Origin of the sequence: Bartonella sp. CR127HXZ, assembly GCF_042194555.1 — a bacterium.
GTDB lineage: Bacteria > Pseudomonadota > Alphaproteobacteria > Rhizobiales > Rhizobiaceae > Bartonella > Bartonella grahamii.
Genome location: NZ_JBHIMZ010000063.1, coordinates 1 through 817 on the forward strand (window position 1 = coordinate 1; position 817 = coordinate 817).

At 45.0% G+C, this 817-nt stretch carries 1 protein-coding gene and 1 pseudogene; both read right to left on the reverse strand.

The window, feature by feature from the left end; genetic code table 11:
* Window positions 1-566 (reverse strand): annotated as a pseudogene (locus tag ACFIKY_RS09090) (late control protein); the annotation flags it as partial.
* On the reverse strand, window positions 566-817 hold a 252-nt coding region (locus tag ACFIKY_RS09095; protein WP_375636779.1), incomplete at its 5' end, for a tail protein X. The pseudogene ACFIKY_RS09090 and the gene ACFIKY_RS09095, both read right to left, overlap by 1 nt.

The window sequence follows — 817 nt, forward strand, 5'->3', positions numbered from 1 at the left end:
TCGAGTGCTGGTAAATTGTCACCGCTTAAAAATAAAAACTTATTGTCCTTGATTAAAAAGCGTGCCTGCATACGGTCAGCAAGGCGGGTTAGAAAATCAACAGCCGATTGATCTGTGCGAATCACATAAGGCAAAGTTTGTTGAGTGAACTGGGGACTGACCTTTGCTTGATAGCCATGGCGTTTGGCCAGTGTCTCAACAATCTCACCAACAGTTTTGTGATCAAAATGCTCACTCGCCTGTTCTTTGAGTTCTTTGCGCATCGAAGCACTTTTGCCGCAAAGGCGCAAAATCTCTCCATCACTGCCCCCACAACTTACAACCGATTCGACAACAAAACGCCCCATAAAAGCACTGATGCTGTTCTCATAGCCAAAGATCACCTGCAGAGCGTTGCCCGTTTGTGGAACCTCTAAATCATTGCCACTATCATCAAACTCTGCTTCAAATGTATCGGCTTCATTACCGGCATGGTCAGTGATAGTTGCAGTTAAAAGACGCTGGTAAAAAACCTCATGAACAGGTTTGTCTCCCACCTTGACCACAATAAAAGGGTGTGTGCGCATTAATCCCATAACCGCTTCACCATGCTTTGGGGATTAGACAACACAAACTCAGGCAAAATGACCGTTAAGCCCCGCGGTAAAAACACACCATATTTGGCAATCTCTGGATTGGCTTCTAGTGTGGCTTCTAAATAACCGTTTAGTGCCCCAACTTGGATGCGGTCTCTGAACACAGCCATGGCATGGTGAAAGCAGATGAGATCAAGACTCATATCCTCTAACTCTACAACAACATGCTTTTCTGGTATCTT